The organism is Bacillus sp. FSL E2-8868, from assembly GCF_038005505.1.
Taxonomy (GTDB): domain Bacteria; phylum Bacillota; class Bacilli; order Bacillales; family Bacillaceae_G; genus Bacillus_A; species Bacillus_A mycoides.
Genome location: NZ_JBBOTI010000002.1, coordinates 336,768 through 357,598 on the forward strand (window position 1 = coordinate 336,768; position 20,831 = coordinate 357,598).

The 20,831-nt window shown below is 34.2% G+C and carries 22 protein-coding genes and 1 pseudogene; 4 read left to right on the top strand and 19 right to left on the bottom strand.

Features of this window, described 5'->3' with window-relative positions; all coding sequences use genetic code 11:
• Positions 1 to 122 precede the first annotated feature (122 nt).
• The 5 genes from adhP to NSS74_RS12710 all read right to left on the bottom strand — a co-directional run bounded on the left by adhP (position 123) and on the right by NSS74_RS12710 (position 5,495).
• Positions 123 to 1,160: an alcohol dehydrogenase AdhP gene (gene adhP, locus NSS74_RS12690; RefSeq protein ID WP_002031819.1), complete on the bottom strand. Its 1,038-nt coding sequence runs from the start codon at positions 1,158 to 1,160 to the stop codon at positions 123 to 125.
• Positions 1,161 to 1,540: 380 nt separating this feature from the next.
• Positions 1,541 to 2,395: a MurR/RpiR family transcriptional regulator gene (locus NSS74_RS12695; protein ID WP_061688426.1), complete on the bottom strand. Its 855-nt coding sequence runs from the start codon at positions 2,393 to 2,395 to the stop codon at positions 1,541 to 1,543.
• 286 nt (positions 2,396 to 2,681) lie between these two features.
• Complete coding sequence (locus NSS74_RS12700; RefSeq protein WP_002141641.1) at positions 2,682 to 3,317, bottom strand: response regulator; 636 nt, start codon at positions 3,315 to 3,317, stop codon at positions 2,682 to 2,684.
• Positions 3,318 to 3,331: 14 nt separating this feature from the next.
• Positions 3,332 to 4,429: a GAF domain-containing sensor histidine kinase gene (locus tag NSS74_RS12705; protein ID WP_232300750.1), complete on the bottom strand. Its 1,098-nt coding sequence runs from the start codon at positions 4,427 to 4,429 to the stop codon at positions 3,332 to 3,334.
• 172 nt (positions 4,430 to 4,601) lie between these two features.
• Positions 4,602 to 5,495 carry a mechanosensitive ion channel family protein gene (locus tag NSS74_RS12710; protein WP_002141639.1) on the bottom strand — a complete coding sequence of 298 codons (894 nt, stop codon included), beginning with the start codon at positions 5,493 to 5,495 and terminating at the stop codon, positions 4,602 to 4,604.
• 276 nt (positions 5,496 to 5,771) lie between these two features.
• On the opposite strand from NSS74_RS12710, the pseudogene NSS74_RS12715 reads away from it, so the two are divergent.
• A pseudogene (locus tag NSS74_RS12715) lies at positions 5,772 to 5,891 on the top strand (NUDIX hydrolase); the annotation flags it as partial.
• A gap of 35 nt (positions 5,892 to 5,926) precedes the next feature.
• On the opposite strand, the gene NSS74_RS12720 reads toward NSS74_RS12715, so the two are convergent.
• From NSS74_RS12720 to asnB, 9 genes are all read right to left on the bottom strand, one after another.
• Positions 5,927 to 6,475 (bottom strand): cysteine hydrolase family protein, encoded by a 549-nt coding sequence (locus tag NSS74_RS12720; RefSeq protein WP_002141638.1) that lies wholly within the window; start codon positions 6,473 to 6,475, stop codon positions 5,927 to 5,929.
• Between the two features lie 573 nt (positions 6,476 to 7,048).
• Positions 7,049 to 7,537: a hypothetical protein gene (locus NSS74_RS12730; RefSeq protein ID WP_002141637.1), complete on the bottom strand. Its 489-nt coding sequence runs from the start codon at positions 7,535 to 7,537 to the stop codon at positions 7,049 to 7,051.
• 260 nt (positions 7,538 to 7,797) lie between these two features.
• On the bottom strand, positions 7,798 to 8,445 hold the full coding sequence (locus NSS74_RS12735) for a nitroreductase family protein (RefSeq protein WP_002141636.1): 648 nt from the start codon (positions 8,443 to 8,445) through the stop codon (positions 7,798 to 7,800).
• Between the two features lie 98 nt (positions 8,446 to 8,543).
• Positions 8,544 to 9,419 (bottom strand): D-amino-acid transaminase, encoded by an 876-nt coding sequence (gene dat / locus NSS74_RS12740; RefSeq protein ID WP_002141635.1) that lies wholly within the window; start codon positions 9,417 to 9,419, stop codon positions 8,544 to 8,546.
• Positions 9,420 to 9,551: 132 nt separating this feature from the next.
• Complete coding sequence (locus NSS74_RS12745; protein ID WP_340813697.1) at positions 9,552 to 10,514, bottom strand: ABC transporter substrate-binding protein; 963 nt, start codon at positions 10,512 to 10,514, stop codon at positions 9,552 to 9,554.
• A 234-nt stretch (positions 10,515 to 10,748) separates the two neighbouring features.
• On the bottom strand, positions 10,749 to 11,750 hold the full coding sequence (locus tag NSS74_RS12750; protein WP_340813698.1) for an N-acetylmuramoyl-L-alanine amidase: 1,002 nt from the start codon (positions 11,748 to 11,750) through the stop codon (positions 10,749 to 10,751).
• Positions 11,751 to 11,856: 106 nt separating this feature from the next.
• A complete protein-coding gene (locus NSS74_RS12755) occupies positions 11,857 to 12,192 on the bottom strand; it encodes a hypothetical protein (RefSeq protein ID WP_078176649.1) in 336 nt (111 codons plus the stop codon).
• Between the two features lie 45 nt (positions 12,193 to 12,237).
• Positions 12,238 to 12,597 (bottom strand): GNAT family N-acetyltransferase, encoded by a 360-nt coding sequence (locus NSS74_RS12760; RefSeq protein WP_002031711.1) that lies wholly within the window; start codon positions 12,595 to 12,597, stop codon positions 12,238 to 12,240.
• Positions 12,598 to 12,688: 91 nt separating this feature from the next.
• Complete coding sequence (gene asnB / locus NSS74_RS12765; RefSeq protein WP_002012706.1) at positions 12,689 to 14,590, bottom strand: asparagine synthase (glutamine-hydrolyzing); 1,902 nt, start codon at positions 14,588 to 14,590, stop codon at positions 12,689 to 12,691.
• 217 nt (positions 14,591 to 14,807) lie between these two features.
• Here asnB and NSS74_RS12770 point away from each other — a divergent pair, with 217 nt between their 5' ends.
• Positions 14,808 to 15,275: an Hsp20/alpha crystallin family protein gene (locus NSS74_RS12770; protein WP_002012708.1), complete on the top strand. Its 468-nt coding sequence runs from the start codon at positions 14,808 to 14,810 to the stop codon at positions 15,273 to 15,275.
• 36 nt (positions 15,276 to 15,311) lie between these two features.
• On the opposite strand, the gene NSS74_RS12775 is transcribed toward NSS74_RS12770, so the two are convergent.
• The gene (locus tag NSS74_RS12775) at positions 15,312 to 15,899 is read right to left on the bottom strand and encodes an SCO family protein (RefSeq protein WP_002141632.1); all 588 of its coding nucleotides are present in this window, start codon (positions 15,897 to 15,899) and stop codon (positions 15,312 to 15,314) included.
• A 335-nt stretch (positions 15,900 to 16,234) separates the two neighbouring features.
• Between NSS74_RS12775 and NSS74_RS12780 the strand changes: the two genes are divergently transcribed.
• Complete coding sequence (locus tag NSS74_RS12780) at positions 16,235 to 17,209, top strand: MBL fold metallo-hydrolase (protein ID WP_016102087.1); 975 nt, start codon at positions 16,235 to 16,237, stop codon at positions 17,207 to 17,209.
• A gap of 188 nt (positions 17,210 to 17,397) precedes the next feature.
• Here the strand turns inward: NSS74_RS12780 and NSS74_RS12785 are convergent, their stop codons facing one another.
• From NSS74_RS12785 to NSS74_RS12800, 4 genes are all read right to left on the bottom strand, one after another.
• The gene (locus NSS74_RS12785; RefSeq protein ID WP_012260869.1) at positions 17,398 to 18,240 is read right to left on the bottom strand and encodes a DegV family protein; all 843 of its coding nucleotides are present in this window, start codon (positions 18,238 to 18,240) and stop codon (positions 17,398 to 17,400) included.
• Between the two features lie 153 nt (positions 18,241 to 18,393).
• The gene (locus NSS74_RS12790; protein ID WP_002012715.1) at positions 18,394 to 18,645 is read right to left on the bottom strand and encodes a DUF2535 family protein; all 252 of its coding nucleotides are present in this window, start codon (positions 18,643 to 18,645) and stop codon (positions 18,394 to 18,396) included.
• Positions 18,646 to 18,973: 328 nt separating this feature from the next.
• Positions 18,974 to 19,717: a twin-arginine translocase subunit TatC gene (gene tatC / locus NSS74_RS12795; RefSeq protein WP_012260868.1), complete on the bottom strand. Its 744-nt coding sequence runs from the start codon at positions 19,715 to 19,717 to the stop codon at positions 18,974 to 18,976.
• A gap of 53 nt (positions 19,718 to 19,770) precedes the next feature.
• Positions 19,771 to 19,950: a twin-arginine translocase TatA/TatE family subunit gene (locus NSS74_RS12800; RefSeq protein ID WP_002012719.1), complete on the bottom strand. Its 180-nt coding sequence runs from the start codon at positions 19,948 to 19,950 to the stop codon at positions 19,771 to 19,773.
• Between the two features lie 209 nt (positions 19,951 to 20,159).
• Here NSS74_RS12800 and trhA point away from each other — a divergent pair, with 209 nt between their 5' ends.
• The gene (gene trhA, locus NSS74_RS12805; RefSeq protein WP_002085872.1) at positions 20,160 to 20,816 is read left to right on the top strand and encodes a PAQR family membrane homeostasis protein TrhA; all 657 of its coding nucleotides are present in this window, start codon (positions 20,160 to 20,162) and stop codon (positions 20,814 to 20,816) included.
• Positions 20,817 to 20,831: the final 15 nt, after the last annotated feature.

The window sequence follows — 20,831 nt, forward strand, 5'->3', positions numbered from 1 at the left end:
ATTGATATTAGTAGAATATAAAAAAGATGATCTCTATTGAATACGAGGGATCATCTTTTTTATGCCGTCTAACTTTTTTAAATGTCCTTTGCTAGACTCATGCTTTTTATATTTAAAATGAATTATTTACACTCACAATTATGCTGTTTAAAATCGATTACCATACGCCCTTGAATTCTACCTTGTTCCATTTCTTCGAATACATTTTGTACTTTATCTAGAGAACACGTTTGAACAACCGGCACTACTTTTCCTTCTGCGCCGAACATAAATGCCTCCTCCAGGTCCTTACGAGTACCAACTAGAGAACCAACTACTTCAATTCCGTCTAATACAAGTCGTGGAATGTTTAAATCCATAGTTTCTACTGGTAAACCTACCGCAACTACTTTACCGCAAGCACGTACTGCATCAACTGCTGAGTTGAAGGCTACTTTAGAAACTGCTGTTACTACAGCAGCATAAGCACCATCAAACTCCTCTTGAACAATTTTATCAGCAGGACCTTGAGAAATCGGATTGATAGTCATATCAGCACCAACTTCTTTTGCTAAGGCTAATTTGTCGTCATTGATATCTACTGCAATTACCTTTGCACCAAATACGTTTTTAGCATATTGAATAGCTAGGTTACCTAATCCACCACAACCATAGATTACGATAGGTTGACCAGGTTTAATGTCTGATACTTTTATAGCTTTATATGTAGTTACGCCCGCACATGTAATTGATGATGCTTGAGCAGGATCTAATCCTTCTGGTACCTTCACCGCATAATCAGCTGTAACAATACATTGTTCAGCCATACCACCATCTACTGAATAACCAGCATTTTTTACTTCACGGCAGAATGTTTCTCTCCCCGTTACGCAATATTCACAACGTCCACAAGATTGGAACATCCATGCAATACTTACACGGTCACCTATCTTTAGTGAAGTAACATCATCAGCAATTTTAGTAACAATACCTACACCCTCATGACCAAGGATGCGGCCATCGGTGTTTCCAAAATCATGATTCGCAACGTGTAAATCAGTGTGGCAAACTCCACAATACTCTACATCTACTAGCGCTTCACCCGAGTGTAACGGACGTAATTCTTTTTCAATAACTTCAATATTTGCTTTGCTGTTTTTATTAACTACTACTGCTTTCATATGTGATCTCCCCTTTAGTGTTTTAGAGTTTTAATGAGTTTATCTCACAACTACTGTCCTCACTATTTTGGCTAATTATTGTACCAAATTTAAGTGTTCAATCATCATTACAGGTTCATCATAACATGGAATTTCATAAGCTTATTGTTAAATATTGAACAATATTTGAATTATTACCCAATACGTATTTTGATGTATCAAGCTACTTGTTAAATTTCATATGCAAAATATCGAGGTTTAAAAAATGAATGGTCTAAAAGATGAGAGATTATTATTATAGGTAATTGGCATATTTCTATAGACACTTAGAACAAGTAGATCTAGAGGGTATATCAACAGACTACTCGCCAATATAAAAAGCTCTTCATTTGAAGAGCTTTTTATATTCGCTTCATCGAAATAGTTTCACGTATACTTTGTAAATTTTGTAGTGTTTCCTCTTGTCGCTGCAATGACAATCCCACATACAAAGTATCTAATAAACTAAGCTGCGCTAATCGTGACGAACTTGCTTCTGTACGAAATTCCGTCTCACGCGTCGAAGTATATAATGTTATATGAGCAAGTTGGCTTAATGCCGATTTTTGATAGCTCGTAATCGCAATAATGCGTGCCCCTCTTGCTTTCGCTACTTCTAACGCTTCAAGTAAACCTTTATTACTGCCCGAATGAGAAATTGCAATGACCACTGCTTTTTTTGTCAGCAAGCCCGCTCCCATAATTTGAAAATGTGAATCCGTATGAGCAATACAAGAAATACCCGTTCTCATAAACTTATGATAAGCATCCATCGCAATAATACCTGAACCACCATTTCCATAAAACTCAATTCGTTTCGCTTCATTCAGCGCACTTACTGCCTGTTCCAACGCGTTATCGTTTAACAAATGTAATGTATCTTGCAGTCCTGTAATATGTGAATGAAAAACTTTTTTAGCAACAGTGACAATATTATCTTCTACCGATACTTCCTCATGAATATTTTGCATCGGGGTATGTACAATCTCACGAGCTAATGTAATTTTCAAGTCTTGGAACCCTTGAAAACCTAAGTGTTTGCATAAGCGGAATATCGTTGCTTCGGAACTTTTCGTAACTTCCGCTAATTCCGTAATCGATTTATGTACAACATCTTGTGGATGTTTCAAAATATGTTCGGCAATACTTCGTAATTTCGGTGATAAACCATTTAACGAAGCCTGAATCTTTCCAATCCCACTTTTTGTACCAGGCATAGCGTATCTTCCCCTTCCATAGTAGCTTTATCCCGTATTAACGGGCAGTAAGACTCCCACCTCAAAATTCGATGAATGCAAGGGAGTTAGGTGGGAGATCAACAGCCCGTAAAAACCCGATTGGTTCAACTAATAATCAGTGGGGATGGCCCCCCCACTGATTAAAGTTTCACTTTATTGTACCTAATTATTGAAAGAAGAAAAACCTTTATTCGGCATCTCTATACATTTTAATTTCTCATATGTATTCTACCGTAACATATGACACAATTATTCATACTTATTTCTAGTTTTCCCCATGCTTTACTGCGTATAATGCAGCTTGTGTACGATCACCTACTTCTAATTTAGCCAATACGTTAGAAACGTGTGTTTTCACAGTTTGTTCTGTAATATGAAGCTCTGCTGCAATCTCCTTATTGCTTCTTCCTTTCGCAATTTCACGAAGTACTTCTTGTTCCCTTTTTGTTAACATAGAAAAAGGATTCTCTTTTTCTTTCTTGACTGCTGATCGTCCTAATAGTGCTGGTGTTACTTTCGGGTGAAAATTTGCATTTCCTTGATATACCGCAACGATTGACGCAACAAGTTGATCTGGCTGCACTTCTTTTAATTGATAACCATCTGCCCCAGCTTCTAATGCTGGTAAAACATAATCTTGTTCTGAAAAACTACTGAGCATAAGTATCTTTATCGTCTCATCGTATTGTTTTATACGTTTTGTCGCTTCAATACCATCCATTTTCGGCATTGATAAATCCATTAATACTACATCTGGCCTTTCTGTTTGGACGAATGTTAATGCTTCTTCACCATTTTCTGCTTCCCCAATAATTTCAAATTCTTCTCTCATCTTCAAAAAAAATACAAGTCCCCTTCGAACGATATGATGATCTTCTACAAGTAATAATTTAATTTTCACAGACGTTCTCCCTCTCAAACCGGTAATTGAATTTCTATCTTCGTTCCCTTTTCTGGTTCTGCTTTTATTCGAAAAATCCCCCTCATTAATTCAATTCGTTCTTTCATACTTTTCAAGCCAAGTGCGGACTCTCTTACTTGATCCTGTATAAATCCTATTCCGTTATCTTCTATGTAAAAGTGCAGCTTATTATCTTCAATCCTTAAATGAACACATACTTTTTCACACGAAGCATGCTTTTTACAATTATGTAATGCCTCTTGGCTTATACGCCATAAAACTTCTTCTATTTCATCTTCAATTAAAACCATTCCATCAATTCGAACTTCCACTTGAATCCCTAACAGTTTTCCGTAATTTTGTATCGCTTCTGCTAAACCTTTCTCTAATCCTTCAGGCCTTAATTGCCAAATCAAAAGTGTCATCTCTTGTAATGCTTCCTGTGATAATTCTCCAATATAACTTAACATCTCTTGCAAGTCTCTATCCTTCGTCATATTTAGAGTCCCTTTCGCTGTTAGCATAATTGAAAATAACAATTGTTTAACGGAATCATGTAAATCACGAGCCAATCGATTTCTTTCAGCTACAACTACATATTTCCGTTCTTTCTCAACTAATTCAATACGTTGTATTGTCGTTCCAATTTGAAATGCAATCGCTTCTAATAACGCTAACTCTTCCTCAGAAAAATGTGTTTTATGGGGCGAGGCAACATTTAATAGACCAAATTTCTCTGATCCAGATCTTAGTGGGATTGTCGCATGATGTGTAACATCTTCGGTCTCTCCCCAATTACATTCAATCGCATCCTCTATTCGTTTACATTCAATAATATTTGTCGCTTTTTCCAATCTTCCGTTCACAAAACGTTCTACACACCAACAATCTCCTTCACACATCGGCTTCTTTTCTTGCCACATAAGAGCTGGTGGTAAGTTTTGGTCTACAAGCATACGATGCTTTCCACTTTTATCAATAAAGAATATCCACCCTGTTTGTAAATTCATAACTTGTAATAATGTATGTAACACTTTTTCTAACATTTCCTGTAAGTTTGTCGCTTCATTTAGTAACTCAGCAATTTCTTTTAATGCTTCTAAACGATGCATCTCTTTTTCATCTATGTTCATTCTCATCACCAACTACCATTATAACATTAAGAAATTTCTAAATACTACAAACAAAAAAGAGCTGAATTCCTTCAACTCTTTTTCAGGAGATATCCCCTACAGTTCATTCAAATCCAAATTCTAAATAAAAACAGAAATTAGCTAGTTTTCTTTAACTGTCTGATAAAGATTGTCCCCCATGAATATGCTGTAAACTTTCAGTGTTAACGAACATATTCGCTGCTGGCATTTGCACTTGATTTTTATGGAACATAGACATTAATTCAAATCTTACTTGTCTGGAAGTTTCAAAATAATCTTCAGGTTTAATCAAACCTGTAATACAAAATTCATATCCAACATATTTAAGGTTAGGATTTAAGTCTGTAACTCCAACATATTTAAATGGTTCAACAGCTTCATCATCTACTCTATAAAGATTTTGGTCCAATTTTTCATTACAAATAACACATACTTCTTCTAACAATTCCTTAACTCTTGTAGGATCTTCCTGATAACTTACCGTGATGCGTTCAATAACTCGCATCCACCCTTTATTAAAATTCTGTATCGTTCTAATCTCTCCATGTGGTATGGTAAGGAGCTTCCCTGACCATTCACGAATTTGCATAAAACGAATACTAATTTCCTCAATAGTTCCTGAATTTGTTCCGTTAAAAGTTACAAAATCGCCAACACGAAACTCTTTGTCCGCTAATCTTGCGAAGCCTAATATGACATCTTTTAGCATCTGTTGTGCAGCAAAACCGATGACAACTCCCGCTATCCCTGCACCTGCAATAATACTTTTTATATCTACAAATTGACTAATTAAATATATGATCAGACTGATGATAATGATATATCTAAAAATAGATCGAATAACACTTTGAATCGTCTGCTCTACCTCTTCATCAAAAAAGCTTGATTTTTTAAAAAACCAATCAATAATGCGGTTTATGACAAAAGAAATAATGATAAGAACTAAAGCAAATAGTAAAAATCTTAAAAGTAAAAACTCCCTTACATAATTAAAAAACTCCTCAGTATACGTTAATAAACTCATCCATCCACTTCCTTACTAATGAAAATTTCATGCAAAGCTGCTTTATTGTAAATACGCATTTATCATCTCAACACTTGTTTTCAGAACATCTTTTCTCCTGACCTTAAATCATACTTTCTTAACTATGTATTTGTATTCATTGTTCATCTTCAACAATATAATCCTTTCATCAATCTTTCAACTTCAGTATTTACTATAACCCTTTTTAATCCTCTAAAGGGATATTACAATAGAATTTTTTATAAAGGACTTTCTTTTAAGTTCGCAATACTCACCTCGTTAAAAGCAGGCGAAGCTGAATCATTACATGTACAATTTTTTGATTTAAATGGGCTACCAGAAAAGATTAGCCCGTTCATTAAAAAGTTAATTCAACAGCAAGTCGTCTCTATTTAAATGTGAAAAAGAGACCTTTTGAAGGCCTCTTTTTTTCACTTCACTTCTGCATTTAAACAAGATTTAAAATGTCCAAGTGCATATTCATGCCCTTGCGCATTAAAAGATGCTACTGCTTTTTCATAAACGACAATTTGAAACCCTTTGTTATAAGCATCTACTGCTGTATGAAGGACGCAAATATCTGTACATACACCTACAAGATGCACTTCCCCTATTCCTCTTTCTCTTAGCTTCATTTCTAAATCCGTTCCTGCAAAAGCACTGTAACGTGTTTTGTCCATGTAATATACATTTTCAGCATTTTTATATTTTTCGTATACTTCTTGTAATTCACCGAATAAGTCTCTTCCATTTGTATCTGCTATATTATGAGGTGGAAACAATTTCGCTTCTGGATGATATACATCATTGTTTTCATGTTTATCGATCGCAAATACTACGTAATCACCTTTTTCAATAAATTGTTTCGTTACACTTACAAGTTCCTTCTCAATTTCTTGACCTGGTTTCCCGCATGTTAAAGCACCTTTTTCAGCTACAAAATCATATGTATAATCAATATTTATAAGAGCTCTTTTCATAACTACAATCTCTCCTTCTTCTGTTTCACAGTAAACAATAGAAAATTTGTTATTACGACATCGTATGTACTATTCGACATTTCAAATGAAATCCCTACATTTCCAAATCAATACTTACCTTAATCCGAGTTTATCATAAAGTGAAACTTTAATCATAGGGGGTTATTATCCTTCACCAATCGGGCTTTTACGGGCAGCCCGACTCCCACCTAACTAACTTCCTCGCATGTGCCGAATTTTCAGGTGGGGTTCTTATTGTCCGTTAAGGCGGGATAAAACCGATACACAATGACAAAACATACAGCTCCAATTAACAAGTCATGAATGTGATAATTGAGCGTAACTTCAACCGCCTCTTGTAAAGTAAACCAAATGACCGAAAACATTATAATAAATAAGAAAATACGAATAACTCGTTTCAAACTTTCAATCCCTTCCTCTTACATGATAGTAAAGAATAAGTTCTTCCTATTCATTCGTACTAGAAAGTGAAACAAATTATTCTCAACAACCTAATCCTATCCAAATTAAAAAGTACACTACCACTTTAAGTAATGTACTTTTTATCCATAATTAAGACGCAGGCTTTGTTTCAAACGTTGCTTGATTAAAGCTAATGACTTTTCCTTTCGGGTCATTGTTTTCAAACTGAGCTGCGGTAATCGTATGACTACCTGTCTCAAGCGTCTTTTCTTTTAATTGTACTGTTGTCTGTGTTGTACTAGTTACTTGATGTTTATCTGCAAATATTTGATCTACAAATACAAATGTTTCTTTATCATTTTGAAAATTGGAAAGTTCTAATTCGACTTGCTGAATTAAAGTATCCTTTTTTATGAATACAGTTGGTATATTGCCATTTTCAGAAGTACCATCTGGCGTAGTTACTTTTACTTTCCCTTCTCCGACTGGCACTGCTCCTTCAGGATATACGACCATATTCTCATCACTTGCATTTACAACTTGTTCTTCTTGATTTGACTGTGCATCTTCTTTTTCCTTTGGAGCACCACAGCCTACTAATAACAATACAGACAATCCAGCGATTATGAATTTCTTCAAAATTCATTCCCCCTGTTATTTCATTATAATTTATTATACAAAAATAACTTCTTGATTTTAAAACTAGTTTTTAACACTTTCATGAACAAATATTAGCTTGCTCACGATTACTGTACCATACTTTCATTTTAAGAACATTAATTTTTTAAAAGAAATAAATAGTAATTCCACTCTATTCATCATTTTAGCCCAAATCACTTAAAAAATATCCACTCAAAATAAAAAGACATTGCTATTTCAATGTCTTTTCCACATAACATTTAGAAAATAAATGTTGTAATCTCATCTACTTCTTTTCTTGGAAGTTTCTTCGGTTTATCTTTCGGATAACCGAGTGAAATTACCATATTAATTTGTTTTTGAGGCTCAATTTGTAAATATTGTCGCAGTTCATCTTGAGCTAATAATACAGGTCCTGTCATTGGACAAGTACCCAGCCCTCTCGCATGTGCAGCCAACATTAAGTTTTGTGCTGCTAAACAGCTACTCTTAATTCCTTCCTCTTCCCATACTGAATCAGGAACGAAGGCAATTGGATCAAATATCTTTTCACGAAACTTTGATTCATATGGTGTTGCCAAACATACGATTAATACTGGCGCCTCAGAGAAAGCTGTCGCATATGGACCGAAAGAACGTGTAAGTAATTTCCCTGCTTTCTCTTCTCCATTTTCTGCTGCTTTTGCTGCAAGTTTATGTAATGCATCCCATGTCATTTGTTCAATTTCTTTAATTTTCTCTCGGTTCATAATGACCAAGAACTCCCACGTTTGTGAGTTCGTATCACTCGGTGCATAACGAGCACAATCAATAATTTCTTTTATATCACTAGTGGATACTTCTTGTTCTGTAAACTTTCTAACACTTCGTCTACCGTGAATTACTTCTTTAAAATCTTCATAATTCATATATTAAATCCCCTTTTTACAGCGTTTTCAAAACTTGTCCTATGGTTGAATTATATCATGAAAAAAAGCTGGGGGAATACCAGCTTTTTCCCTCATTATTAATTTGTCACTTTAAACAAACTAATACTTTCTTCATATGCAGCTTGTAGTTTTTTCGTAATTGGTCCTCTTTCGCCACTTCCAAACTTCTCATCACCAATTTGAACAACAGGGAACATTTCAAGTGGTGTCGCTGTAAAGAAACATTCGTCAGCCTCGTATACTTCTTGCAATGAGAATTCACGCTCTTCTACTTCAATATGTAAAGCTTTCGCTAATGTAATAACGTAGTGACGAGTAATGCCGTGTAGAATGAAATTATCGGCCGGATGTGTAATTAATTTATTATTTTTCACCATAAAGAAATTCGAATGACACCCTTCTGTTACAACTCCATCTCGTACTAATATCGCTTCTTGATACCCTTGCTCGTTTATTTTATTTTTAATCATGATATTAGGTAGAAGGTTTAAAGATTTTATATGACAGAACTTCCAGCGTATATCCTCTTCTACAGTAACCTTTATTCCTTGTTCCATAGTAGTAGTAGGTCTTGGAAACGAAACAATATTCGCAAAATATGTTGGTTGTAAATCTTTTTCATACACATGATTTCGAGCTTGAGCACCACGTGATATTTGAAGATACACATTCCCATCTTCTTGAAATTGATTTTTTTCAATCATTTGATGTAACTCTTCCACTAACTCTTCTTTAGTAAACGATGGAATTAGTTTTATTTCTTCCATAGAATTAAAAAATCGTTCCAAATGTAAATCCAATAAATGTGGCTTCCCATCATATAACCTAAACACCTCATATATACCATCACCAAATTGAAAGCCCCTCTCCTCTAATGGGACCATCGGCTGTTCTTCCTTCGTATTCACAATTCTTCCGTTAAATAAAATCCAATCTTTATGAGTAGCTTTCATTCCTTCCCACTCCTTTATTCCATAATTGATTTTATTGTACAACTTATCCACACTTAAAAGAAGGAATTTTCTGTATTTAACTAAACAAAAAAAGTACATCACCTATTTAAAGTGATGCACTCAACCATTCATTTATTTCAAAAAATATTTTTCAATATCATCTAGCATTAAGTTTGCAGCTTTAATACCGCCTGCTGTATTCCAAATTACTTCATCCACTTGGAATACTTTATTATCTTTAGAAGCCTGCAGCTGCTTAAAGAGTGGGTCTTCTGTCCATTCTTTTGCTAACGTGGTTCCTTCGTTATTCTTATCTGCATCTTTATCAGATGTGAAGTAGAGTATGTAGTCTCCATCCATATTCGGAATTTGCTCTTTTGTAATTCCTTTTATCGCAAACTCATCTTTATCTTGTAGTGGTGGTCGCTTAAATCCAATATCATTTAAAACAGCACCTGAGAATGAGTTTTTCTGATAAATACGAACGTCACCTGGTACGAAGCGAATAATAGAAACTTTAGAATTCAATTTATCTCCTAACTTCTCTTTCATTCCTTCAATACGTTTTTTATAATCTTCAAGAGCCTTTTGCCCTTCTTTTTCTTTATTTACAGCTTTTCTATAGAGTGTAAAGTTTTCTTTCCAATCCCCGCGCAATGTTTCAGCGTACACAGTTGGCGCTATTTCGTTCAATTGCTCATATATTTTTTCATGACGCATTTTATTACCGATAATTAAATCTGGCTTAAGCTTCATAACTGCCTCTAAATTAATATCACGCTCAGTACCTACAACTTTCGTATCTTTTAAATCTTTCGCTAAATGAGGATACCATTCATCACCAGCACGTGGTTTTGTAGTTCCAACTGGTGTTACTCCGACAGCTAAAAGCGCCTCCGCACCCTCATTTGTTAAAACAACTACTTTTTCAGGTGTACCATTTACTGTTGTTTCACCCATTGCATGCTTTACAGTATACGAATCTTTTGCTTTAGCCGATGTATCATTTTCTTTTTTCTCTTCTTTGCTACACCCTGCGATTATTACCATAAGTATCATAATGCAGAACATAAATATTTTTTTGCTATGTACCATATGTCCTCCCTAGATGAAATTGATTATCATTAACAATTAAAGATTAATGTATATTACATACATTGTCAATGTATATCAGAAAACTTTTTCAATATATACATTTTAGATTCTATCCGCTATTCAAATGTTTATTTTTAAAATAAAGTGTATAAGTATGAAAATAATAAACGTTCTTAAAATGCGTATCTACGTTATACATAAATACGCATTCATATTACATTATAAACTCATTTCCTAATATTGATTATATTTAATATATGATGGATCATTATACACCCATTGATTTCCACCAAGGTTCAACCAACCGTTTTGATTAATATATACTAAATAAGATTCTGGATTATTTAATTTACGAATAACTGAAGAAGATGTTGATGGACCACTTCTTAAATTCACATTCGTTCCTTGTATATATGCGACACCAATTGCACTTCCATCGCTATTGCTCGTCTTTACAAAATTAATGTACGAAGGGTCATTATACACCCATTGTCCATTTCCTAAGTCTAACCATCCGTTACTTTCCTGATATACGACATACGATTCTGGGGAGTTTAGTTGACGAATAACCGAAGAAGACGTTGATGGACCACTTCTTAAATTCACATTTTCCCCAAGGATATAAGCAATCCCCTTCGTTTGTGGTGTTGGCTGAGGATTTGGAGGTTGTAGATTTGGAGGATTCGGATTTGGAGCTACTCCAAAAATAGCTGCTATTCCGTTTGCATATGCTTGACTTAGATCTTCGATAAATTGTGGATTTTTCAATAAATTAGCATCAAATGTTGTATCAATAAAAGCAGTCTCAGTTAAAATTGCATCCATTGCAGTCTCCCTTAGTACCGCATAATTTGCTTTTTTTGCCCCTCGATCACGAAGACCATATTTTGTTAATACAGGATTGACTGCTGCATGCATTTTTTGTTGCTTTTCATATGCGGAACTACTATTAGATAGCGCATTGTAAATATAACTTTCAAATCCAGTGCCACCGCCACTATTAATGTGAAATGAGATAAAATAATCTGCACCAAATGAATTAGCAATATTAGCACGTTCTGATAAAGAGATAAACACATCACTATCACGTGTCATTTTAATATTGATTGGGTAATTTGCAGATAAAATATCTCGCACACGTCTAGCAATTTGAAGTGTTAACTCTTTTTCCACTAACCCATTACCAACAGCACCAGAATCATATCCACCATGCCCTGCGTCTATAACAAGTTTCATATATCTTTTTCATTCCTTTCTTTATTGTAATAAGCTTTCATTTCTACTCGTCCTATTTTATGTTAATTGTACAAGTTCCGTTACAAGTACAAATAAAAAAACCCCCTTATGTAAGGCGGTTTCTATCGCTTTGCTTTAGCCAATTTAAAATGAATATATACGATTGATAATGGATGTAACGTATGCAAAATAAAAGAAATAAAAGAAATATCCCACCGCCGCTATATAGCAACCCAAACTTCAAAAAGATGTTCAAAAGAGGTGGGAAATACGTTATGTTTTGCAATACAAATAGCATACAAAACAAAATTACAAACACGGGTATATATTGTAATTCATATGGTCTTCTCTTCTTATACATTCTTTTCCGAATAAAAGTCTGACATAGTTCTGCTACTATAAAACAACCTCCAACTAATACAAGACCAGAAGTTATCGTCATACGTCCACCTACCTTATATTCATATCATCACCTAATCAATATTCACTATATTTTCTTTACATATATTCCATTTTCCTCAATAAAACCAGATCCCTCTATGAAAGATTTAGCTTGTTCCGTAAACATCTCTTGCAATACTTTTATTTCTTTCATATTTCTCTGTTTCATCATTTCTTCAAATGTAAAATACGTATTTGTCCCGTATCCATAACCTTGATAATCAAAATGAATAATTAACTGTGACAAAATAGCACTCTCTTCTTGAACGCTATAATCTATTACACCAATATATGTATCATCAGCCTTTACACAATACTGAACCTTTTTCTCATCTAAGCTGTGTGAGTGAAACATTTCTTTTACAGCGCTTTCATTTTCTGTATTTACTTTCTCAAACGTAATCATATGTTGTCCATCCTTTTACTATTATTGTATCAATAATAAATGCAATTTATGAAAAAAACCTTAAGATCGAATGCGACCTTAAGGTTTTTTATTAAACTAAGCTATACGCACGCTTTGTTTCTTCGTGGAACTTATTCGTATCGTATTTATGCTCAACATAAATTTGATGCCATACCATAAACGCAAGTACAGTCCAAATTTTACGGCTATAATCGCCTTTATCTGCACAATGTGCTTCCAGTAAGTTTAATACATACTGTTTTTCGATTAAATGCTCAGTTTTGCTTTCTTTAATAATATTTACAGCCCAATCGTGCATTTCATCTTTTAACCAGTGACGAATTGGTACTGGGAATCCAAGCTTTTTACGATCTAACACGTGATCCGGAACAATTCCACGAGCAGCTTCACGTAATATAGCTTTCGTTGTTCCGTTTGCAATTTTAAATTCTGTCGGAATTTTAGATGCAACGTCAAATACTTCTTTATCTAAGAACGGTACACGAAGTTCTAATGAATTTGCCATCGTCATTTTATCAGCTTTTAATAAAATATCGCCGCGTAACCATGTGAACATATCAATGTACTGCATTTTACTTACATCATCATAATCTTTAATTTCGTTATACAATGGTTTCGTGATATCCATATAGTTAACACTTTCATCGTAATACTTCATTAATTCAGCTTTCTCTTCTTCACGGAAGATTTTCGCATTTCCATAGTAACGCTCTTCGATTGGCGTACATCCACGCTCTAAGAAGCTTTTTCCTTTAAACCCTTCTTTAAGAGCACCACTTAATGCCTTTAGAACACTCTTTCCTGGGCTAGGAATGTAAGAGAACATTTTTAACGAGTTTGGCTCACGATAAATGTTATATCCACCAAATAGCTCGTCTGCACCTTCACCAGAAAGAACAACCGTTACATGTTTACGCGCTTCTTTCGCAACGAAATACAATGGTACAGCTGCTGGATCCGCTAAAGGATCATCCATATGCCAAATGATTTTTGGGAACTCATCCATAAATTCTTGCGCTGTAATGAATACGTTATGGTTTTTAACTCCTAATTTCTCAGCAGTTTCTTTCGCAACATCAACTTCACTGAAACCGCGTTGTTCGAAACCAATAGAGAATGTTAATAGATTTGGATTCATTTCTCTTGCGATAGAAGCAATAATAGATGAATCGATACCACCAGATAAGAAAGAACCTACTGGTACATCACTACGCATATGTACTTTTACAGAATCGTATAATACATCACGAATTGCTTGGATATGCTCCTCTTTCGTTGCGCTTGAAGCGTTGAAATAAGGATTCCAGTAGCGATGGATTTCCATCTCTTTACCGATTTCTTTTACGAAGTAATGACCAGGCTCAATTTTGTTAACATCAATTGTTAATGTTTCTGGCTCTGGACCATATTGGTACGTAAAGTAGTGTTGTAGTGACTTTGGGTTTACCCCTTTGTCTTCCATTACATGCATAATACTTTTCTTCTCAGATGCGAAGAATGTAGTATCACCTTGTTGTGCGATGTATAAAGGCTTAATACCGAAGTGGTCACGTGCACCGAAAAGTGTCTTTTCTTCACGATCCCAAATCATAAATGCGAACATACCACGAAGGTAGTCTACACATTTTTCTTTCATATGTGCATACAATGCAATGATAACTTCTGTATCAGATTGTGTAGCAAACGTTGCACCTTTTTCAAGTAACATTTCACGTAGTTCTACATAATTGTAAATTTCACCATTAAAAATAATTACATATCGATCATTTTCATAAGTTAACGGCTGATGTCCTGCCTCTAAGTCAATGATACTTAAACGGCGGAAGCCAAATTGTACATGTTCATCACGAAAATATCCTTCGTCATCTGGACCGCGGTGGAAAATCATCGTGTTCATATTTTCAAATTGATGTTTTTCTGTTTCTGAAAACTCTCTAGGGTTTTCACATAAACATCCTACAAAACCACACATACTTCTTACCCTCTTTCAGTTTTCATTCTGTCTCAATACTACTATATCAACCCTATTTATACTAGCATAATCAACTGAATATGGCGACCAAAAACTATAAAAAACTCACTCCATTTCACATTTTTAACATTTTTTTATGAAAACATGAAAACTAGGCACTCACCTTTCTCCGCTTTTGTCATATGATATTGCAAATTGATTTCTAGGAGGTAATACCATGAGTGAAGAAAAAAAAGATTCTTCTCGCCCACCAGTTCGTAATTATTTAAAACAAATTGATGATTTTTTCGAACAAACGCCTCTTCGTGGCGTAATTGCTGATTTAAATCATTTTTTCCAAAAAGGAAACCGTTTATTAACATTCCCAGTAGATTTATACGAAGTTGGTGACGAACTCGTCGTTACAGCCGAACTACCAGGTATACAAAAAGAACAAATTCAAATTGAAATACAAAGCGAATACTTAAAAGTCTCTGTAAAAGAAGATATACTTGAAGAGACGGAAGAAGAACAAACATCTCATAACTATTATCGCCGAGAACGTTCCATTTCAGAAGCGTCAAGAATTATTAAGTTACCATATTTAATTAATAAAAAAGCAACGAAAGCTTCTTATCAAAACGGTGTATTAGAAATTCGCGCACCGAAATTACCACAACAGCATGACATATTATCCATAGACTGAATACTAATAAAAGAAGGGTGCTAAGCACCCTTCTTTTTAATCAGCTAATCGCTTCATATCACGTATAATATCTTCGTATGGCGTATTGCTAATGCCGCTATATTTTTTCATTACTTTTCCATTTTGATCGACTAAGAAAAATGATGTACCGTGTATTACTTGCCCATTCTCTGGTTTATCTACAAGCGACTGGAAGTTATCTTTTGAAAACTTTGTAATATCCTCCAGTGAATAACCAGTTAACAAGTTCCAGTTACTTGTATCCTCTGTAAACTTTTGAATGAATGCTTTCAAATTTTCTGGTTTATCAAGTTCAGGGTCTACACTAAACGAAACAAACTGAACGTCTAATTTCTCTTCCTTAGCCATTTTCTGTAATTTCGCCATATTAGCAGTCATTGGCGGACAAACTGTTTGACAGTTTGTAAACATGAAATCAGCTACCCAAACTTTCCCTTTTAAATCTTTTGTACCAAACGGCTTTCCTTCTTGATTTGTAAATTGGAAAGTTTCTAAATCCCAGTTTAACGGTTTACGGAGTTTTGCCCCTGAACTACTACAACCTGCAAGTACAAAGAGACAAAATACAACCATAAGACCAATTAACTTTTGATAACGCTTCATTATTAAACCTCTTTTCTCTATCCTTAATTTATGTAAGTTATGTATATCATAACAAAAGTAAACACTATGAGAAAATTGTTTACATCATTTGTTCACGAAATCGTACGAATTTACGTATGTTACTTCTTTATTTCAAGCGAATTACTAGACAAAATATATTTTACTACTATTATTTCTCTAACCATTATTTGCGAAACGAAGTTCATTGTTAAATTTGTAAATAAATCCCCCTATTTTTTTACAATTACTTAAACATTAATCCATGTTAAACACTGTATTCCTTAACAACATTTCGGTACAATACAACTACAACGATTTTAAATGAGGTGATGTTCATGGCAAAGCGCTATGAAAATATGGATAATGCAAGTACAAAAAAATCAATTCGCTCCTTCTTACGTTGGCGTAAAGAGAGAAAGCAAAACAAAAAAGACTTTTCTTTTCTAGTAGAACAATCACCTGTTAAACAAAGTAAATTTCTACTAAATAACTTTGAAAAAACGACTGTCACATGGATTGGTCATTCAACTTTTCTCATTCAAACGAACGGCTTAAATATTTTAACAGATCCAGTATGGGCAAATAAATTAAAGTTAGTTCCACGACTTACTGAGCCAGGGCTCACTATAAAAGAACTACCTAAAATCGATATCGTTCTTATTTCACACGGTCATTACGATCATTTAGACTTTTCATCTCTTCGTCAACTAAATGATGATACCTTATACCTTGTTCCTATTGGGCTAAAAAAATTATTTACTCGTAAAAAATTCACCAATGTAGAAGAATACAACTGGTGGGAAAGTACAACAATTGATGACGTCTCTTTTCACTTCGTACCTGCCCAGCACTGGACGAGAAGAACATTATTTGATATGAACACCTCTCACTGGGGAGGATGGATCATTGATAATATGACTTCTTCAGAAACCATTTATTTTTGTGGTGATAGTGGTTATTTCCAAGGATTTAAAGAGATCGGCAAACGTTTTTCAATCGATATTGCACTTATGCCAATTGGTGCCTATGAACCAGAATGGTTTATGAAAGTGTCTCACGTTTCACCAGAAGAAGCTGTGCAAGCGTATCTAGATATAAAAGCTACACATTTCATTCCCATGCACTACGGTACTTTTGCTTTAGCAGATGAAACACCAAGGGAAGCAGTAACACGACTACGAAATAACTGGAATTTACGAATGCTACCGTGGGAACAACTACATGTTCTCTTTTTAGGTCAAACTTTCACGTATAGCCCTATTGTCCCAGATAAAAAACCAGTAAAAATCACAGAAACTTCTCATGTATAATAGTACTAATTTTTGCGAGTAATTTATCATATACTTTAAAAAATTGAAAAGGGTGTTTTTCATGAAAGATTATTTACAGACTCGCTATATAATTAGCGGTAGCGCCTGTATTGCCCTTCTCATTTCTTATTTTCTGTCCTGAAATAATAAAAAAGCTACTTGAAAATTCATTTCAAGTAGCTTTTTTATTACTCTGCTAAATACATAAAACCAATTGCTCCTGGTCCTGTATGAGTACTGATAACTGGTGTTGTATAGAAAATCTCTGATTGAGTGAATCCATTCACTTTTTCAACAGCAGCTTTTACACTTTCTGCTAAAGGAATTGCTTTAGCATGTGGAATCGCAACAGCTTTCACCACTTTTCCAGCAGTATCTTCCTCGAATAGTTTAGCCAACGTTTTTACAATCTGCCCTTGGCTACGTACTTTCGTTACCGGATTATATACGCCGCCTTCTAAACTTGCAATAGGTTTAATATTAAGTAATGAACCGATAAAAGCCTTCCCTTTACCGATACGTCCACCCTTCACTAAGTTCTCTAATGTATCTACGACAACATATAAACGAGTATTCTTTCTTACTTCATCAATACGTTTTAAAATATCTTCTAGTGAGCATTCTTCTTTTGCCATTTTTGCAGCTTCAATTACTTGATATGCTAAAGCATGTGTAATAAATTGAGAATCAACAACTGTTACTTTTGTATCTGTCATTGATGCAGCACTATTCGCTGTTGCGACAGTACCGCTCATTCCACCTGTCATATGAATAGAAAGCACTTGGCTTCCGTCTTCGCCTAGCTTGTCATACATTTCTACAAATGTACCCATAGCCGGTTGTGATGTTTTTGGTAATTCTTCTGATTTAATCATTTCTTCAATAAATTCATCCGGTTGCAAATCTACACGATCTAAGTATGTTTGTCCATTTACAGAAATAGATAATGGTAAAACATGAATATCATACTTCTCAAGTATATCTTTTGATAAATCTGCCGTTGAATCTGTTACAATTTTAATTTTTTGCATATTATATTCTTCCCTTTCCAATACGCTCTCCCTGTTATTATACTAGCATTCCCGAGGCTTTCAACAATTTCGAATGAATTTCACCAAATTAATTATATTTTTATACCTAAAATGAAAAAGACAGAGCCTATCTAACTCTGTCCCTGCTGTGTATTATGCATTCTTTTCAAGAGTATTTGTCTTATATACATTTGAATAATCATTCCACTTCAAACAACTTTGTAAATATTCACGGAAAGAGTACGAGAATCTTGGGTTTTTATGTTTTTGAATTTTTGCAATAAACAATTGAAGACGAGACTGAATTAGAAACGCTAATGGATGCTGTGTTTGTAGGACAGGGATTTCAAATATTTTAATACAATTCCCTGTTGCATGAGTGAAATAAAAACTTTTCGTAATCACAATATCAATCCTCTTTTTCGTTGGATTTTTGAACTTCCTCCACTTTATTCTTTAACACGTTTTTTAGTGTAGGTTTCCTATGAATACTAAAATATCCTTAAGCTGCCCCATTTAGAAGTTAATACTTCATTTATATCCACCTAATTCGAACCCTGTCCTATATATCCTTTGAGACGGGAGTCTTATTACCCATATATAGCTTGATAACTTCAGTATAAACTTATAAAAATGAAAAGTTTGTCTAAATTTTGGAGATTCTATAATTTTTTCCTTCTATATATTGTATACAATTATAGCTAGAGTATAACAAATAAATTAAAAAGTGCCTTTATAACGAGGCACTTTTCGACTGTATTTCTTCTTCTCTTTTCTGTTTTCGTTTACTAACTATCTTTGATAAAGCGATACTAATTTCATAAATACAAATAAGCGGTACCGCTACTAAACTATGTGATAAAAAATCTGGCGGCGATATACATGATGCAATTATAATCAACACGACATAAGCATATCTTCTTATTTTCTGAAGAAATTCTGCCGTTAGAAGACCTATACTCGTTAAAAACATAACAACTACAGGTAATTCAAATATAACAGCAAACGGAACTGTTAAATTTAATACGAAATGAAAATATTTTTCCGTTGTAAACATCGTATTAAACATCTCATTACCAATTGTAGTTAGGAAATGAAATAAAAATGGCATGACGATAAAATAACCGAAAGATAGGCCTGCTATAAATAATATAGACAATACCGGTATATACATTAATGTCATTTTTTGTTCATTGGGATGTAAACCTGGTTTTACAAATAACCAAATTTGTATCGCAGCAAAAGGAATTGTACAAACGATAGCAAATACTGTAGCAATCGAGAAAAAAATCCACAACACATCACTTGGACCGAGAACAGTTAATTTCATTGGTAAATCTTTTACAAGCCAAAAATAAATATCCTTCGTAAAAGTAAATCCAATAATTAAAAATAATACAAAGGATAATACTGTATATATTACTCGTTTGCGAAGCTCAACAATATGTTCTACTACGCTCATTTCCCGATCTTCCATCTCGTTCACCACACTTTATTTATCCATTCCGAGAAAAACTTCAGCATATTCTTTTATTTATTTTTTTCTTTCTCTTGAAATGCCTCATCAGTCAATTCTTTTGTTGATTTTTTAAATTCTTTTAACGTTTCCCCTAAAGCTTTCCCAATTTCCGGTAACTTTTTTGGGCCAAATAAAATTAACACTGCTACTAAAATTAAAATTAACCCCGGAAAGCCGATATTTGAAAACATTTCCCCATCCCCTTCATAAGTAGATTCCTTGTCCTACTATTCCATAAGTTCATTTTGTCAAAAAATTTCGTAAACGTCAATGTATCCGTTGTCTTTTGTCAAAAAAATTCAAAAATACAATCAATTAAATATCATTTTCTATTCCTTTTGTATATGATATGGTTAAGGAAAATATAACTTATCTCAATACAGTGAAAGGGATTAACATTATGACGCAAAAAATTAAAAGAATGACCCAATTTGTAAAAGAAGAAATTGCGAATGCAATTACCCATGGTATCGGTGCCATTTTAAGCATCCCTGCCTTAATCATATTAATTATTCATGCTTCCAAACATGGCACAGCATCTGCTGTTGTTGGCTTTACCGTTTATGGCGTAAGCATGTTCTTACTATACTTATTTTCTACACTGCTACATAGCATCCATCATCCAAAAGTAGAAAAGTTATTTACCATTTTAGATCACTCCGCCATATATTTATTAATTGCCGGCACATATACACCATTTCTACTCATTACACTGCGTGGCCCGCTCGGTTGGACTTTACTCGCAATTATTTGGACCCTTGCGATTGGTGGCATTATTTTCAAAATCTTCTTTGTTCGTCGCTTTATTAAAACATCAACATTATGTTATATCATTATGGGTTGGCTCATCATCGTTGCCATTAAACCCCTTTATGAAAATTTAACCGGTCACGGCTTCTCACTACTATTAATAGGCGGCATTTTGTATTCTGTCGGAGCTATATTCTTCCTTTGGGAAAAGCTTCCGTTCAATCATGCCATTTGGCATCTCTTCGTACTAGGCGGTAGTACAATGATGTTTTTCTGCGTACTGTTTTATGTCTTACCCGCAGCATAAAAAAAGTTTCAGCTT

What these genes read in the sequence shown, in the direction of transcription:
- NSS74_RS12750 (WP_340813698.1), bottom strand. Translation starts at nt 11,750, where the DNA reads ATGAAACTTGTTATAGACGCAGGGCATGGTGGATATGATTCTGGTGCT.
- NSS74_RS12760 (WP_002031711.1), bottom strand. Translation starts at nt 12,597, where the DNA reads ATGATTACGTTTGAGAAAGTAAATACAGAAAATGAAAGCGCTGTAAAA.
- NSS74_RS12695 (WP_061688426.1), bottom strand. Translation starts at nt 2,395, where the DNA reads ATGCCTGGTACAAAAAGTGGGATTGGAAAGATTCAGGCTTCGTTAAAT.
- NSS74_RS12770 (WP_002012708.1), top strand. Translation starts at nt 14,808, where the DNA reads ATGAGTGAAGAAAAAAAAGATTCTTCTCGCCCACCAGTTCGTAATTAT.
- NSS74_RS12755 (WP_078176649.1), bottom strand. Translation starts at nt 12,192, where the DNA reads ATGACGATAACTTCTGGTCTTGTATTAGTTGGAGGTTGTTTTATAGTA.
- trhA (WP_002085872.1), top strand. Translation starts at nt 20,160, where the DNA reads ATGACGCAAAAAATTAAAAGAATGACCCAATTTGTAAAAGAAGAAATT.
- NSS74_RS12710 (WP_002141639.1), bottom strand. Translation starts at nt 5,495, where the DNA reads ATGAGTTTATTAACGTATACTGAGGAGTTTTTTAATTATGTAAGGGAG.
- dat (WP_002141635.1), bottom strand. Translation starts at nt 9,419, where the DNA reads ATGAAAGCTACTCATAAAGATTGGATTTTATTTAACGGAAGAATTGTG.
- NSS74_RS12800 (WP_002012719.1), bottom strand. Translation starts at nt 19,950, where the DNA reads ATGTTTTCAAATATCGGCTTTCCGGGGTTAATTTTAATTTTAGTAGCA.
- NSS74_RS12745 (WP_340813697.1), bottom strand. Translation starts at nt 10,514, where the DNA reads ATGGTACATAGCAAAAAAATATTTATGTTCTGCATTATGATACTTATG.
- NSS74_RS12720 (WP_002141638.1), bottom strand. Translation starts at nt 6,475, where the DNA reads ATGAAAAGAGCTCTTATAAATATTGATTATACATATGATTTTGTAGCT.
- NSS74_RS12735 (WP_002141636.1), bottom strand. Translation starts at nt 8,445, where the DNA reads ATGAATTATGAAGATTTTAAAGAAGTAATTCACGGTAGACGAAGTGTT.
- tatC (WP_012260868.1), bottom strand. Translation starts at nt 19,717, where the DNA reads ATGGAAGATCGGGAAATGAGCGTAGTAGAACATATTGTTGAGCTTCGC.
- NSS74_RS12775 (WP_002141632.1), bottom strand. Translation starts at nt 15,899, where the DNA reads ATGAAGCGTTATCAAAAGTTAATTGGTCTTATGGTTGTATTTTGTCTC.
- asnB (WP_002012706.1), bottom strand. Translation starts at nt 14,590, where the DNA reads ATGTGTGGTTTTGTAGGATGTTTATGTGAAAACCCTAGAGAGTTTTCA.
- adhP (WP_002031819.1), bottom strand. Translation starts at nt 1,160, where the DNA reads ATGAAAGCAGTAGTAGTTAATAAAAACAGCAAAGCAAATATTGAAGTT.
- NSS74_RS12780 (WP_016102087.1), top strand. Translation starts at nt 16,235, where the DNA reads ATGGCAAAGCGCTATGAAAATATGGATAATGCAAGTACAAAAAAATCA.
- NSS74_RS12785 (WP_012260869.1), bottom strand. Translation starts at nt 18,240, where the DNA reads ATGCAAAAAATTAAAATTGTAACAGATTCAACGGCAGATTTATCAAAA.
- NSS74_RS12705 (WP_232300750.1), bottom strand. Translation starts at nt 4,429, where the DNA reads ATGCATCGTTTAGAAGCATTAAAAGAAATTGCTGAGTTACTAAATGAA.